11 protein-coding genes are annotated in these 12,362 nt (G+C 67.3%); 2 read left to right on the top strand and 9 right to left on the bottom strand.

Annotation, left to right across the window (positions count from 1 at the left end):
- Window positions 1–186: 186 nt before the first annotated feature.
- Complete coding sequence (locus QFZ61_RS01290; protein ID WP_307032594.1) at window positions 187–4,725, bottom strand: ExeM/NucH family extracellular endonuclease; 4,539 nt, start codon at window positions 4,723–4,725, stop codon at window positions 187–189.
- Between the two features lie 442 nt (window positions 4,726–5,167).
- Here QFZ61_RS01290 and QFZ61_RS01285 point away from each other — a divergent pair, with 442 nt between their 5' ends.
- Together QFZ61_RS01285 and QFZ61_RS01280 are read left to right on the top strand one after the other, a co-directional pair.
- The gene (locus QFZ61_RS01285; protein WP_307032593.1) at window positions 5,168–5,584 is read left to right on the top strand and encodes a hypothetical protein; all 417 of its coding nucleotides are present in this window, start codon (window positions 5,168–5,170) and stop codon (window positions 5,582–5,584) included.
- Entirely contained in the window at window positions 5,581–5,799 is a 219-nt protein-coding gene (locus QFZ61_RS01280) for a helix-turn-helix transcriptional regulator (protein WP_307032592.1), read from the top strand. The genes QFZ61_RS01285 and QFZ61_RS01280 overlap by 4 nt, the downstream gene beginning before the upstream one ends.
- A gap of 85 nt (window positions 5,800–5,884) precedes the next feature.
- On the opposite strand, the gene QFZ61_RS01275 is transcribed toward QFZ61_RS01280, so the two are convergent.
- From QFZ61_RS01275 to QFZ61_RS01240, 8 genes are all read right to left on the bottom strand, one after another.
- The gene (locus QFZ61_RS01275; protein ID WP_307032590.1) at window positions 5,885–6,286 is read right to left on the bottom strand and encodes a VOC family protein; all 402 of its coding nucleotides are present in this window, start codon (window positions 6,284–6,286) and stop codon (window positions 5,885–5,887) included.
- Between the two features lie 10 nt (window positions 6,287–6,296).
- A complete protein-coding gene (locus QFZ61_RS01270; protein ID WP_307032588.1) occupies window positions 6,297–6,734 on the bottom strand; it encodes a helix-turn-helix transcriptional regulator in 438 nt (145 codons plus the stop codon).
- A 26-nt stretch (window positions 6,735–6,760) separates the two neighbouring features.
- Complete coding sequence (locus QFZ61_RS01265) at window positions 6,761–7,315, bottom strand: TspO/MBR family protein (protein ID WP_307032586.1); 555 nt, start codon at window positions 7,313–7,315, stop codon at window positions 6,761–6,763.
- Between the two features lie 104 nt (window positions 7,316–7,419).
- Window positions 7,420–8,112, bottom strand: a complete 693-nt coding sequence (locus QFZ61_RS01260) for a hypothetical protein (RefSeq protein ID WP_307032585.1) — start codon at window positions 8,110–8,112, stop codon at window positions 7,420–7,422.
- A gap of 88 nt (window positions 8,113–8,200) precedes the next feature.
- Window positions 8,201–9,424, bottom strand: a complete 1,224-nt coding sequence (locus tag QFZ61_RS01255) for a glycoside hydrolase family 26 protein (RefSeq protein ID WP_307032584.1) — start codon at window positions 9,422–9,424, stop codon at window positions 8,201–8,203.
- Between the two features lie 162 nt (window positions 9,425–9,586).
- Complete coding sequence (locus tag QFZ61_RS01250; RefSeq protein WP_307032582.1) at window positions 9,587–10,015, bottom strand: ATP-binding protein; 429 nt, start codon at window positions 10,013–10,015, stop codon at window positions 9,587–9,589.
- Complete coding sequence (locus QFZ61_RS01245; RefSeq protein ID WP_307032580.1) at window positions 10,008–10,340, bottom strand: STAS domain-containing protein; 333 nt, start codon at window positions 10,338–10,340, stop codon at window positions 10,008–10,010. The genes QFZ61_RS01250 and QFZ61_RS01245 overlap by 8 nt, the downstream gene beginning before the upstream one ends.
- Window positions 10,324–12,342: a glycosyltransferase family 2 protein gene (locus QFZ61_RS01240; protein WP_307037943.1), complete on the bottom strand. Its 2,019-nt coding sequence runs from the start codon at window positions 12,340–12,342 to the stop codon at window positions 10,324–10,326. The genes QFZ61_RS01245 and QFZ61_RS01240 overlap by 17 nt, the downstream gene beginning before the upstream one ends.
- Window positions 12,343–12,362 lie beyond the last annotated feature (20 nt).

Genomic DNA, 12,362 nt, shown 5'->3' with positions numbered 1-12,362 from the left:
GCAATCACATGAGTAACACGCGTCACATCGGCCCCAGATTGGGCAGTCTTTGCCGCGGCCGGTGGCCAGAAGCGGCAACAAAAAAATGAGCATGCTCCCTCCCCGGCCCGGGCAGTGGACACAGATGCCTGGTGTCCACGGTTCCGGCCCGGGGAGGAGCATGCTCACTCCCGGCAGGCTACAGAGCTAGCCTTTCAGGCACTTGCGGTAGGCGGCCATCGCGGTGCCGTAGTTCGCCTGGCCCACAATGTCCGCGGGCCGCTTCGGCTTCACGGGCGGGGTGCAGGCCGGCGGCACGGGGGCGCTGGCGGCGACCAGCACATCCGTCCTGATCACGGTGCCCGACTCGACGGCGGTGAGCACCAGGGTACCCGTGCCGGCGGCGGCGCCGGCAGGCACCGGAACGCTCACCGTGGCAGCGCCGGCGGCCACCGGAACGCTGCCGAGGCCGGTCAGCTTGCCGGCGGCGTCGGTGAACTCGACCCGCAGCGAGGTGTTGACCGGGCTGCCCAGCGAGGTGAGGTCCAGCCTGGAGACAGCCACGGTGATGGGCTCGCCGCTCTTCACCTCGGCAGCCGTCGTGTTGACCACGGCCACGGAGCGGCGCGCAAAGTCCGGCGAGACCGGGTTGTGCGTCTGCAGGTATTTGATCCACGCGTCGCGGTCTACCAGCCCGGTGTCCTTGGTGCCGGTACCGGACTTGAAGATACGGAAGTTGTCACCGCCCGTTGCCAGGAAGCTGAACGTTCCGATCCGGTAGGACTTCGCCGGGTCGATCAGTGCGCCGTTAACCCGGATCGAGGTGATCCGGTCACCGGCGGCACGGGCGGCGTCGTAGGTGTAGTTGACGTTCTTGGACAGGCCCAGCTGCTGGTAGGCGCGGCTGGGAACCGTGCCGTCCGGGTTGGTCTGCCACTGCTGTTCCAGGAGCGTCTTGAACTGCTCGCCGGTCAGCGACGTGGTCCAGAGGTTGTTCACGAACGGCAGGACCGCGTTGGCCTCGGCGTAGGTGATGGTGCCGTCCGGCGCGAAGTACAGCTCGTTGCGCAGGCCGCCGGGGTTGACGACGCCGATCTCGGCGGCGCCGAGCTCCGGTGCCTTCAGCGCGTCCACCAGGGAATCCGCGACGAGATTGCCCAGGGTGGACTCACTCGCGCGGTCATCACGTACTGCCGGGGAGCCGGCGAAGGCCGTGGTGATATCGGCGGTGACCTTGCCGACCGGCTGGCTGCCGATCACGGCTGCGTCGGCGACCGCCTTGTCCACGATGGCCTTGACCGCGGCCACGCGCGGGTAGGAAGCGACCAGGTCAGCGGCCGGGTCGGTGCTGCGCTTGACGTTGGCCGCCTTGTAGCCGGTGACGGACATGGTCTTGGTATCGATGGTCAGCTGGATCTGTCCGATGAACTCGCCGTAATTTCCGGTCTGCACGATGGGACGGGTCTTACCCTCAACGCCGGGGACGGGTGCGTCCCACGCGTACTGCTTGTGGGTGTGGCCGTTGAAGATCGCGGCGACTTCCGGGGTGACTTCCTGGACCATCTTGGCGAAGGGGCCGCCGGCGGCGACTTCCTGCTCCAGGGTGGCGCCTTCGGGAGCACCCGATCCGGCGCCGTCGTGGTTCTCCACGATGATCACGTCGGCGAGCTTGTCCGCCTTGATCTTTGCGGCGACACGGTTGATGGCGTCGACGGGATCACCGAATTCCAGGTCCGCGATGCCGGCCGGGGTCACCAGCGACGGGACCTCCTGGGTGACGGTGCCGATCACGGCGACCTTGATGCCGTTCATGTCCAGCACGGTGTATTCCGGCAGTGCCGGTTCGGTGGTGCCCTTCTTGTAGACGTTGGCGCCCAGATACGGGAACTTCGCGTTGGAGCCGCCAGCGATGACCCGGTCGCGCAGGTCGGCCCAGCCGCCGTCGAACTCGTGGTTGCCGACGGCGGAGGTGCGCAGTTCGAGGGCGTTGAGCACATCGATCGTCGGCTGGTCCTTGGCCACGGCGGAGGCGAACAGCGAGGCGCCGATGTTGTCACCGGCGGAGAGGAACGCGGTGGCGCCGGGGGCCGCGGCCGCCCGGAGCTTTTCAATGGTTCCGGCGAACTGCACGGTGTTGGAATCGATCCGGCCGTGGAAGTCGTTGATCCCGAGGAAGTTCAGGTCAACGGTTGCCGGAACAGCCGGGGTGGCGGGCAGGTCCAGGCCCACGACCACCGGGTCGTGGTCGCTGGCGCGGAACTGGTTCGGGACGTAGTAGTCGGTGACGTTGTTGTTGTAGCGGCTGTATTCCAGCGCCACGGACTCCACCGAGTTGATGTTCCAGATGTCCGCGCCGGTGACGACGGCGTTGGCCGCCGGTGAGGCGAGGATGTGGTCCAGCGAGCCCACCAGGCCGCCAAAGAGGTAGGAGTGCTTCGCGCTGCCGTCGGCGTTCTTGGCCTTGTCGTCTTGGTTGACGTACCCGGCCGCGGTGAGGACGTTGATCGGGTCCTCTTTGCCGTAGGAGTTGAAGTCACCGATCAGGAACACCTTGGTGGTGCCTTTGGATTTCTGCAGCTCGTCGGAGAAGGCCAGCAGGGACTGTGCCTGGGCGGTGCGGGCGAGGTTCGAGTTGCCCTGGCCCTTGTCGGTGTCCTCCGGCGTCGCCGCCGAGCCCTTGGACTTGAAGTGGTTGGCGATTGCGATGAACTTCTTGTCATCGGAGGCGCCGACGGGCTTGAACACCTGGGCCAGCGGCTTGCGGGCGCTCGCGAAGGCCACGGTGTCGTTGTGAATGATGGATTCGCCCAGCGGTTCCGCCGCGGCCTTCTTGAAGATGAAGGCGGTGCGGATCATGTCCTCGTCGCTCAGCGGGGGAGCGTTCGCGGGCGTCCGGACGTAATCCCAGATGCCGGGGGTGGCGATGTTCAGGGCGTCCACCAGCTTGGCCAGGGCGTCGTCGCGGTTCTTGCCGAACTGCGCCGAGTTCTCGACCTCCATCAGCGTGACGACGTCGGCGCCGGACTTGGAGATCGCGGCAACGATCTTGTCCTGCTGGCGCTTGAAGTTCTCGGCGTTGGCCGCGCCGCGGACGTCGCAGCCGCCGCTGACGGTGATCGGGTTGCCCGCCCGGTCGGTGTAGAACTTGCAGCCGGCGATCTGGTCGCCGGTAGTGGGGAAGTAGTTCAGCACGTTGAATGAGGCGAGCTTGAGGTTGCCTCCCACCGCCGCCGGCGCCTCCGCGCGGGTGGCGCCGAAACTGGCCGGCTGGACCGTGTCAGCGTTGGCCGCGGTGAGCTGGGTCAGCGGCTGGAACTTCCAGGAGCTGTTGGCGTAGCTGAGCACCACGTTGGTCTTGAACGTCACCGGCGAACCGACCCGGACGGGGTCCGCGGTGGTCAGGTAGGGAAGCGTCTGGGCCTTGGTGGCGGCATCTTTTAGGAAGTTGGTGCTGGCGCCGTCGTCGAGCTTGATGCCGCGCGCGGCGTTGGCAGCGACGGTGGCGGTGTACTCGGCGGACCCGTAGGCGGCGACGGCGGTGGGCTGCTCCAGCGGCGTGGTGCCGCCGGCCAGGCCGATTTCGCCGTACTGGTTGAGCGAGAAGTTGTCCGCGACGGTGACCGGACCCTGCGGCGTCAGCAGCATGGCCTCGAGGGATTCGCGGAAGGCCTCATCGGCGGGGAGGGCGAAGCCGGTGGCTTTGACCTCCGGGGCCGCCTCGGCCAGCTTCGTGACCGCGGTGCTGCCGGTGACGTTGAGCTGCGTCATGCCGTAGTACTCGGCAACGTCGCCGGTCACTTCGAGGTAGTCGCCGATCTGCACGGACCCGACGGCGGCCGGTGCGTAGACGAAGATCGCGTCCGACGCCGTATGGTTGGCCGGCGTCAGGTCGCCGCCGGTTCCGGGAGTCTGAAGGTAGAAGCCGGCGAAGCCGCCGGTCGGGAAGGCCGCCGTGACCTTGCCGCGGGTGGTGACCGCGGAGCCGGCCAGCGGGCTGGCCGGTCCGTTGCCCTGGATCTCGGCGATGGTCTTGACCACCGGGGGAGTGCCGGGGTCAGCGGGCGGATCGACGGGGGCAGCGGAAGCGTTGTCCGCCTTGGGCGTGATGGCGGCGTTCAGCGTGAAGTCGGCGGCGTTGTTGTTGCTGTCAGCGCCGCCGCTGCGGTTCATGCTCTTGACGTCGGTGTTGCCCGAGGGCGCCGTTGCCGCCTGGGTTTCAAACGTGTTGGAGGTGCCGTAGCCGAGCAGATCGGCAACATTGGCGGGCTCGACCACGGAGCCGGCGGCCAGCGGGTTCAGCGCCGTCGGCTGCTTGGCCAGGATGATGGTGCCGCCCGCACCTGCCGGGTTGAACCCGGTGGCGGTGGCGTCGGCAGCGGGCAGTTCCTGCCCGGCGGTGCCGTTGCTGCCGGCCTTGAACAGGTAGTAGCCCTTGGCGGCGATGCTGCCGCTGAGGGGTGCTGTGGTGCTCGGGGCCGCGGTGCCCGTGGCGGAGCGGTACTGGATGGACCAGCCGTCCAGCGTGACCGGGGCGTCCGAGGTGTTGTACAGCTCGACGAACTTGTTCTTGTACGCCGCTCCGGCGCTGCCGCCGCTGAGGTACACCTCATTGATGATGACCGGCGACGTCCCGGCGGCCGCCGGTGAGACCTCCAGCGCGGCGGCGGGCAACGCCGTCAGCGGGGCTGCGATGAGCCCCGCGGACAGTGCTGTGCCCAGCGCTGTTTTCCATGGTGTGATTTTCATCCGCTCTAACTCTCATTAGGGTGCCCGGGTAAGGGCGGGGTGGAGTGTGTCCGGGGGTGGCCCGCGGACTGGCCGGTCTGCTCCTGGTCAAGCAGGTCCCGGCACAGCAAAACAGGGGTGAATGAACGCAAGGTTGACTGTGCGCGTGCATTCGGCGAGGCGGCCCCCAGCGGAACGCCTTGCAGCCGGCACTGAACCCCAACAGGTGCCCCAGCGACGGTGTTGGTAGAGGTGGTGGTAGATATCTCGAAAGGCCCGGCCGTCCCCCTGGCGCAGGCATTTCAAAGAATACCGGCCAGTAGCCCCAGGGGAAGCCGCTGGCCGCGAATTTCCGAAGCAATTTTTCGGCAGGATTGAGCCGGAGGCAGCGGGCCCCACCCGGGCTTCCACAAAGGTGACAAGTACCCTTGACACCACGCACGCCGTTGCCCACACTGATGCCATGACAAACAAACTTGACACATCGGACCGCAGCGAGGGAGACCGCGCCCGGTCCCGCGCCTACCAACTTGAGTTCTGGCCGGCCATGATGGCCTACGCCGTGGTGCTCACCGGAGTCTTGCTCTGGGGCGATCTGGACGGCGGCAGTCCGTGGCGGTTCCTCTGGGCTGTTTTGCCCGTTATCCCTACCCTCTGGATCGTGCGGGCGGTTCTCCGGCACGCGCGGCGAAGCGATGACTACCAGCGGCTCCTGATGCTGCAGGCACTGGCCGGCGGCTTCGCGGTGGCCATGATCGCCTCCGTGACCATGGCCTTTTTGGAAATCGCCGGCCTGCAGCTCACCGGCACCGGATGGCTCATCTACGCGGCGGGAATGCTCGGGTGGATCCTCACCGGAGCCGTTGCGGGCAGACGATGAACAACCATCTGAAGACGCTCCGGGAGGGGCGGGGCTGGACCCAGGGCGCACTTGCCGACCGGCTGGGCGTGTCCCGGCAGACGGTGAATGCTCTGGAAACAGGCCGGTATGACCCCGCGCTGCCCTTGGCTTTCCGGATCGCCCGGCTGTTCGGGCAGCCCATCGAGGCGATCTTCATTCCCGATGAGGAGCCGGACGCCCCTGCCGGGGTTTGAACCGGCTGTCGGCGGGGCGTGCGGCCGGTTGAACCCGGCAGGGGGTTGAACCCCCTGCCGGCGGGCGGGCGGCGGGTTGCTGTGGTCAGGCCTGGTTGAAGCGGACCATATTGCCGGACGGGTCGCGGAATGCGCAGTCGCGCGGGCCCCACGGCTGCTTGATCGGTTCCTGGAGGACCTCCGCACCGGCAGCGCGGACAGTTTCGAACGTGGCATCGAGATCGTCGGTGCGGAAGACAATCACGGGCAGGACACCCTTGGTCAGCAGTTGCTGGAGGGCGTCGCCGTCGTGTTGGGAGCGGCCGGCATGCGGATTCGACAGCACGAGCTCCAGGTCCGGCTGCGCCGCACTGCCGAGGGTCACCCAGCGGTGCCCGTCGGAGCCGACGTCGTTGCGTACCTCCAGTCCGAGCACGTCGCGATAAAAGGCAAGCGACTCGTCGAGGTCATTGACGGTGATGTGTGAATACTGCAGTGAGATGTTCATGAAACCAACGCTAGGCCTGCGGCTGCCGTGCTGCTTCTTCAATCCTGCTCGGTTTTCGCGGTGGCCGGGTCTGCTGCCGGGCCACACAGGACGGCATGGCCTTCACCGCGGCATGCTCGCAGTCCCGGTAAGCGCTCGGAGGCATCCCGACGACTTCGGCGAAGCGGGAACTAAAGGACCCCAGCGAGGTGCAGCCCACTTCCATGCACGCGTCGGTCACGCTCCATCCGGCCCGCAGCAACGCCGTGGCCCGCTCGATTCGGCGGGTCATGAGGTAGTTGTACGGCGTCTCGCCGTAGGCGGCCTTGAACTGGCGGGAAAAGTGGGCCGGGGACATGAGCGCGCCGGCGGCCATGGCCGGCACGTCAAGCGGGCGGGCGTACTCACGGTCGATCAGGTCCCGAGCCCGGCGCAACTGGGCCAGGGCCGCCAGCTCCTGCGCTGTCATGCCCCTATTTTACCGCCGGTTCTGCGTCACGGCAGGCGCAGCGTGCGGCGAGGCCGTGGGTTCAAACGGGCGATCGAGGCCGACAAGACAGTGGCAAATCCGCACCACAGAGCGTACGGCGCAAGCGACAAGCCGGCGGGACGGTTGAGCTGATAGGTTCGGCGCACCAGGTCCGCGCTGCTCGCCGCTAACACCGCTGCTTCCGCAGCTGCCAGCCAGGGCCGGCGGGAGCGCCAGAAAAACCAGCTCCAGGAAGCGTTGAGTACGAGGTTCGCGGCCAGGGCGCCGCGGTAGGCGCGGAGCCTGCGCTGCCCGTCCCGGTAGCCAGTGGCGCGGGACGCCTCGTTTCTGGCCGGGGTCGTCGTCGAGTTTGGCCTGGCCGCGGAGTCGAGTGCGACGGCGGAGGTCACGGCCAGATCCGCGTACAGGGCCGTCCACACGACCGGGAAAGCAATGGCGGGCGGCTGCCAGTCCGGTTTGCGCAGTGCCTTGTACCAGTGGCTGTTCGGATCCGTTGCCGCTCCGCCCGCCGCTGCCGTAGCCGCCGTTGCGGCCGCCGTCCAGGCCAGTGTCAGTTTCATCGCAGGTCCTCATTCCCGTGGCTGTCGGTGCCCACCGGCCGGTCCGTTCCGCCGGTGCCTCAGACTAGCCCGACTGCCGAGCCGGCGGTCAAGACCCGGACACCTCACTGAACAGGTCTGCGGGCAGCCGCATAAGAGGGCCGGCGCAAACGGCTGGCCCAGGGGTAGGTTCGGGCCCCAGGAAGGACGTTGTTGAGCGGGTCAAAGCGGGCAGCGGTGTCCTTGGTATCCGGTGCCAGGGACAAGGTGAGCGTACCGAAGCGGGTCCAGGGTCCGGTGGGACGGGCCGAATAGACTCCCAGGGTCCACGCTCCGGTTCCGAGCGCTTCGCGGAAGCCGTCGAGTGCGGCGGGAAGCCGGTGGCCGGTCGGTTCGGAGCGCACTGCCAGCAGCACCGGCCCGCGCGAGCCTTTGTAGGGCATCAGGGAGCTGAACGTCCTGTTGTCGGCGTCGCGGTGAGCGGTGAGCAGCAGGCGCCCCGGCCAGGACAGCGGGGTTGAGGCCAGCAGCACGTCCGCCGGGCCGTCTTCGGTGTTGATCCGCAGCGCCAGCCCAAGGATGTCCGGCCAGCGCGAAGGCGTGCCGACGGAGCGGGAGAAGCGGGCGCTCACGGCATCAGTGCCGGCGGAGTCGATCCAGGAAATCCCGCGGGGGGCGGCGCTCCCGGGCCACTTCTCGACGGTGCCCACGAGGGCGACCCCCGACGGGTGTATCGGCCGGTCCGGCCGGAAGGCCTTGATGGCCTTGAAAACCGCAGCGAACGCCTGGCCGGCTGCCCCACTGAATGTTGCTCTCATGCACTTCTCTCCTCGACCCCAGGTTGTTCCCTGCTGCCAGCCTACGGGGAGAGTCTTCGCGGAAGGCTGCCGTCCGGGTGCCTTCCGGTTATTGCGGCCGGGCTGCGAGGGCGGTGGCCAGCGCAGCGGCTGAGCTGGTGCTGCTGTTGATCCGCCAGTCTGTTTCCTTGTTGAAGTTGAACCAGACCACCGCCGTGACGTCGGGCTGGGCGGCCAGGTAGCTGATTAGGGCCCCGTTCCAGTCCGCCTTAGACCCGCTCTGTTCTGCGGAGGACGTTTCCCCAATGAGGACCTGTTTTCCGGGTGCCAGCCGGCGAAGTTCGGACAGGCCGGGGCTGAAGAGCTGCGACGGCGCGGTCCAGCTGCTCCCGGCCGTCGACGTGCCCCAGTTGTACCCGTCCAGCGCCACCGCATCCACGTACGCCGCACCGGGGTACAGGCCGTCCAGCGGCGTCGAGCCGAAGTAGGGGACGTTGGGGTTCCAAACCCAGGTGATATTCGCGGCGCCGGTGGCGGCAACAACACCGTGAACGTGCTGCCAAGCTGCGGCGTAATCACCCGCTCCGTTGCCGTTGACCCCTTCGGCCCACGGATACCAGTTTCCGTTCATCTCATGGCCGAAACGCAGCATCACCGGGTGTCCCCAGGCTGCCAGAGCCGTCCCCCACTGCCGAAGGTAAGGGTCGAAATCTCCGGCGGTGATGCGGTCGAGGGCATAGGCCGGTTGGTCGATACCGCCGCCCCAGGTCCACGGCTCCCAGGTCAGCAGGGTCAGGGCCCCGCGGCCACGCGCCGCGTCGAGCTCAGCTATGGGTGGCGCCTGGTTGAAGTCTTTGTAGGACAGAATGACCGACGGCGCTTCCCCGGTGAGGGATCCCACCTCGTCCAGTTCGGCGGTTGCCAGCGGGCCGCCGGGGGTGCCGACGCCAAAGCGTAGCGGTGCGGTGCTGATGGCCGGCGCGGGCTGAGCCGCCGGCGCAGTGGCGGTGACGGTGTAGACCGCGGAGGCGGTCACCGTTCCGGAGTCGGCCCTGACCGTAACGAGCGGATCCGCTGTTTGCGGAATGACGACGTCGGCCGTGAAATACCCTGAGGCGCTCACCCTGAAGGGGGCTGAACTGGTGCCGGCGCTAAGTGTCCCCGAACCCTTTTTAGGGAAACCGGTACCGGTGACGGTGACGGTGGTTCCGGCCGGCCCCTTGGCTGGGCTAAGGCTGATCGAGGCGGACGCAGCCTGTGCCGGCGTAAGCCCCACTGACAGGCTCATCACCAAGAGGACGAGGACGGCAGCCAGGCTTTTCAGCGGCTTCATGGCACTCCTTGGCCGGCCCCTGCAATGTGGGCCTGCGGACACTATTCGGCTTGCCGGGTGCAGGCCGCAGCATCCAGTGTCCCCCAGCGCACCCCCGGCCACGGCGCCAAATCAGGCAGGAGAAGCCGAGGATTGACCAAGGATTTCCCTTAGTCGTGCATGTCAGTCGTGCAACGGGGACTTCGACAGGGTCCAGGTGTTGGTTCCGTCCTGGCGCTTGAACGTCACGGTGGTGACGAGCGCCCGGATGAGGGCCAGGCCACGCCCGGACTCGGCCTCGCCGTCGGGCATGGGGGCGTCACCGTCCAGCGGGTCTGGGCAGGCGGCACCGAAGGCGCTGACGAGGGCTTCCAGCCGGACGGAGGTAGCGCTGATGTCCACCCCGAGTTCCACCGGCGTCGCTGTTTCGGGGACGGCGTGCTGCACAACGTTGCTGGCAGCTTCGATGACGGCGGTGGCAAAAGTCATCCGGTCCAGCTCGGGGACAAAGGAAGCGTCATCCCACAATCCGTCCAGTTCCTCGTGCACGGCGTCGATGGCAGCCGGTTCCGCGGTCTGGCGGAGCGTTCGCCGCGCGAGGACGTCAGTCATTGCCGAAGGCTTCGGCTGCGGAGGGGTAGGAGGTCAGGACCTTGTCCATGCTCGTCAGTCCCAGGACCATCTGCACCTGCGGCTGAACCGCCGCGATCCGCAGGTCGCCGCCGGCTTGCCGGGCGGCCTTGAGGCAGCCGATGAGCGCCCCTAGCCCCGACGAGTCCATGAAGGCCGTCTCTTCCAGGTTGAGCACGATCCGGGCGGAACCCGCGGCCACAACTTCGGCCACCATTTCCCGCAGTTTCGGTGCCGAGACCATGTTCAGCCGGCCCGCGGCTGAGATCTCGGCGTAGCTGTCGTTTACTTTATAGCTGAGGTCCACGGACGGCCCTTTCAATGGAGGTTTCGTTTACGCTGTCGGTCCCGTCGGGGTGCACCGCGGCGGGGTTGCCCTGGTAAAGGACCGCCCGAATCAGGACGCTCATGATGATCAGGTCAAACACCACCCAGAATACGTTGACGAAGGTCCCGATCGGTTCGGACATTCCGGCGACAAGTCGCCCAATCCCGACGATGCTGGCCGCGATGAGGAAAACGGAGACGACAATCTGCGGCCGGATCAGGCTCCACCTTGGGCCGCCGGACTGGCGGTCTTTGGGCGTGACGGCAAAGCCGAGGGGACGCCCGAACCAGACGTTCGCGGCCGCCGTCGTACACGCCTTGATCCAGGTCGGGAAAAGCGCGAGGCTGTACTGCTGCCCGCGCCAGGTGGGGATGCCCTTGCCGGCAACGGCAAACAGGAGCTGGTTCACCACCATGAACGGGATGAACCGCGCGAAGAAGTCGGTGCTGAGGCTGGAGACCGGCAGGATACCGAAGAGCAGGTAGATGATCGGCGCTGCAAAGTACACGACGGCGGCGAAGCCGCTGAGGTAGGTCCACATCGTCGCGAAGTACATCAGTCGCTGGCCCAGCTTCAGTCCCCGCTGCACGAGGGGATTCTCGCGCAGGAAGACCTGGATGGTGCCCTGCGCCCACCGCAGCCGCTGGGTCAGCATGGTGCCGATGTCTTCGGGGGCCAGTCCGTAGGCAAGGACCTCGTGGTGGTAAACGCTCTGCCAGCCCAGGCCGTGCATCCGCATCGAGGTCGCCATATCCTCGGTTACCGAGATGGTGGCCAGCGGCATGACCGGCTGCGCCTCGTCGGTCCGTTCCACCGACAGGGCGTCCAGCACGGCCTGGACCGATTCGATCGCCCCGAGCGGCGACCAGTCGCGTGCCGCCATGCGCTGCACGGCGTCGTCGGTGACCACGGGGACGCCGGCGTCACCCACCGCCACCGGCGACATGGCGGCGATCTCCGCGAGGTCCGACTGGAGGGCGGAAACGTCGGCCAGCACCAGGGTCTGGACCGCCTGTTCCACTCGGCGCCGGGCACGGTAGGTGATCTCGCTCAGTGATTCTCCGGCGTCGAGCCGACGGCGGGCTTCCCGGGTTGCGGCTTCGACCTCGTCGAGGGTTTGCTGCATCAGCGCGGGTTCACCGCTGGCCGCTTTGCGCGCCTTGCGGATTGCGGCCTGCGAAGCGCTGAGAGCGCGCCGGATACTCTTTTCAGTTTCCTTGACGTAGCCCACCAGCCCCAGCTGCATGAGGGCCTCGCGGCGGAGGATGGCGTTGGAGCCGCAGAAGAAGGCGGCGTTCCAGCCGTCTTTACCCTGCTGGATCGGGCCGTAGAACAAGGGTGCCTGGCTGCCCAGGGGGTCGTCCGCAGGGACGTTGCTGAAGTACTGGGGTGTCTGGACCAGCGCGGTTTTCCGGTTGTTGAAGTAGCCCAGCGTCTTGTCCAGGATGTCGGGTTCGGGGATCTGGTCCGCGTCCAGGATGAGCAGGAATTCACCCTCGGTCACCATGAGCGCGTTGTTCAGGTTCCCGGCTTTGGCGTGCCGCGGCATCCCGTCCCAGTCCGCCCCGCGCGTCACATACCCGAGCCCGTTGGCGGCGGCCAGTTCCCGCAGTTCGGCCCGGTCCCCGTCGTCCAGGATCCAGGTGCTGTGCGGGTGCCGGATGCGCTGGGCGGCCAGGGCCGTCGTCATCACGAGATCGAGGGGCTCGTTGTAGGTGGTGATGAAGACGTCGACGGTGGCGTCGGCGGGGGCCGGCGGTGCTGCTGGCCGGGTCTTGAGCCGCCAAACGGTCAGTCCGAAAAGCAGCACGTCCACGAGGCTGTAAGTTTCCGCGGCGACCAGGGGAACGGCAATCCACCAGGCATCCCAGTTCAGTGAGGCGATCCAGCGCCACGCGATGTAGTTGACCCCCGCGAGGAGGGTCAGGACCACGAGGAGCCGCACCCAAAAGAGCTTCGCGGGCTTCCCGGTCGGCTGCAGCGGCGCGCTGCCGCCGCCGT

Source organism: Arthrobacter sp. B3I4, assembly GCF_030816855.1.
Lineage (GTDB): Bacteria > Actinomycetota > Actinomycetes > Actinomycetales > Micrococcaceae > Arthrobacter.
This window is presented reverse-complemented; position numbering and strand designations above follow the sequence as displayed.

Coding starts and splice junctions, on each gene's coding strand:
- QFZ61_RS01290 (WP_307032594.1), bottom strand. CDS start 4,725: ATGAAAATCACACCATGGAAAACAGCGCTGGGCACAGCACTGTCCGCG.
- QFZ61_RS01285 (WP_307032593.1), top strand. CDS start 5,168: ATGACAAACAAACTTGACACATCGGACCGCAGCGAGGGAGACCGCGCC.
- QFZ61_RS01280 (WP_307032592.1), top strand. CDS start 5,581: ATGAACAACCATCTGAAGACGCTCCGGGAGGGGCGGGGCTGGACCCAG.
- QFZ61_RS01275 (WP_307032590.1), bottom strand. CDS start 6,286: ATGAACATCTCACTGCAGTATTCACACATCACCGTCAATGACCTCGAC.
- QFZ61_RS01270 (WP_307032588.1), bottom strand. CDS start 6,734: ATGACAGCGCAGGAGCTGGCGGCCCTGGCCCAGTTGCGCCGGGCTCGG.
- QFZ61_RS01265 (WP_307032586.1), bottom strand. CDS start 7,315: ATGAAACTGACACTGGCCTGGACGGCGGCCGCAACGGCGGCTACGGCA.
- QFZ61_RS01260 (WP_307032585.1), bottom strand. CDS start 8,112: ATGAGAGCAACATTCAGTGGGGCAGCCGGCCAGGCGTTCGCTGCGGTT.
- QFZ61_RS01255 (WP_307032584.1), bottom strand. CDS start 9,424: ATGAAGCCGCTGAAAAGCCTGGCTGCCGTCCTCGTCCTCTTGGTGATG.
- QFZ61_RS01250 (WP_307032582.1), bottom strand. CDS start 10,015: ATGACTGACGTCCTCGCGCGGCGAACGCTCCGCCAGACCGCGGAACCG.